The 1,609-nt window shown below is 65.4% G+C and carries 2 protein-coding genes and 1 pseudogene; 2 read left to right on the plus strand and 1 reads right to left on the minus strand.

The genetic code is table 11. The features are described 5' to 3' along the window. Positions 1-277: 277 nt before the first annotated feature. Positions 278-424 (plus strand): annotated as a pseudogene (locus tag ACZ62B_RS39060) (ATP-binding protein); the annotation flags it as partial. Between the two features lie 98 nt (positions 425-522). Here the strand turns inward: ACZ62B_RS39060 and ACZ62B_RS39065 are convergent. Further along, positions 523-771, minus strand: a complete 249-nt coding sequence (locus tag ACZ62B_RS39065) for a hypothetical protein (RefSeq protein WP_361410229.1) — start codon at positions 769-771, stop codon at positions 523-525. A 479-nt stretch (positions 772-1,250) separates the two neighbouring features. On the opposite strand from ACZ62B_RS39065, the gene ACZ62B_RS39070 reads away from it, so the two are divergent. Further along, a partial coding sequence (locus ACZ62B_RS39070; protein WP_469694019.1) for an IS6 family transposase occupies positions 1,251-1,609 on the plus strand: 359 nt, incomplete at its 3' end.

The following is a 1,609-nucleotide window of genomic DNA, read 5'->3' on the forward strand; positions in this document are numbered from 1 at the left end:
CACGATCCACGGCCGCGACTGACGTTTCCCCACGACCCAACCAACGAGCAGACAGGCCGATGGTTATTTGATCAACAACTTCTGTTAGGACCTCTTAGCCATATCGCGTGGGTCTTGCGGCACCCCGCCCTGGACGCCTCCAGACGGACACCACTTTCCGAGCATGCTGTTGTCCCCTCACGCTTTCGCGCTCAAGTAAGCCCGGCGACCCAAGAACCTCCCTCCAAGTTCGTCCCGACTGCGTCGGGGATACAACGAAGCGCCTCACGGCGCACGCTGGACCAAGACCTTCACCGACCCCCGCCTCTGCGCGGCCGTCGTCGACCGGCTCACGTTCAACGGCACCATCATCGAGACCGGCACCGACTCCTATCGCCTCGCCAGCACCCGAGCTCGAGCTGAGGAACCCGCCAAGGCCGGCTGACATCCGCTGCTGCCTGATTCGACGGCCTGCCGCCCTGACGGGCGGCGGGCCGGCCCGCATTCGCGGGCAGTCCTGCTCTGTCGCGAGATTCGATCGGCTCAGTCTTGGCTGTCGTCATCGAGCGGACGCAGGCGGCGCCGGGCCTCCTCCAGCCGCACGTCATAGTCGGGAAAGAACAGCGCGGGCAGCATCTTGTCCAACTGGCCAGCGATCCGATGGATCGGTGCCCATGCCGCCGGATCGTCAACCGTGTTGCTGAGATCGGTCATCTGCAACCGTTCCAACCAGTCCGACAGGATCGTCGCTTCGTCGCGGGTGAGCTTGATCGTGATCTCTGGCTCTTCCACCCCGGCCCCACCCCTTCGAACAGGCGACTCAACGTTCGACGACACAACCTACCGATCGCCAGCTCCGCGAGATCGACCAGCCTTCACCGGGGCCGGACACGTGCCGTCATCTCTCGTCGACATTCCCGAGCCGATTGATCGCCAACTGCCTCTGCAACCTATCGACAAACGCTGTTCCTGGAGATGAACGAAGCCAGCGGCACCCTGGCCACGAGTCCACACCCCTCCCCCCACGTCCCCGGAGCACTCCACACGAACGTCCCATACACACCCCAGCGACAGTTGGTAAAGTCCGTCACCCTCACACGCCAGAACGCCGCAGGAGCAATTTCGCTGCCGAAGCCAACGAGGACAGGCGTGCCCCTCCACCCGGTGCCCCATCCACACCGCCACATCGCACACCCGCAGCGGGCGTTGTCACGTTGGCTAACCGGCCTGGGATGATCTTGGAGTTGGTTGTGCCGGGGAGGGGTTCGCTCGTGTCGTCCGCGTCGCCGTCGTACAAGCGGCACCGGTACCCGGTCGAGGTGATCGCGCACTGCGTGTGGCTGTACTTCCGTTTCCCGCTCAGCTTCCGCGAGGTCGAGGAGCTGATGCTCGAGCGCCGTGTGCTCGTCTCCCACGAGACGGTCCGGCGCCGGTGCGCGAAGTTCGGGCAGATCTACGCGAACGGCCTGCGCCGCCGGCGGCCCCGGCCGGGCGACAAGTGGCACCTGGACGAGGTCTTCGTGAGGATCAACGGCGAGTCGAAGTACCTGTGGCGGGCCGTCGACGCCGACGGCGCCGTCCTTGACATCCTCGTGCAGAACCGGCGGGACAAGGCCGCGGCCCGGCGTTT

The organism is Streptomyces sp. NPDC053426 (genome assembly GCF_055585405.1).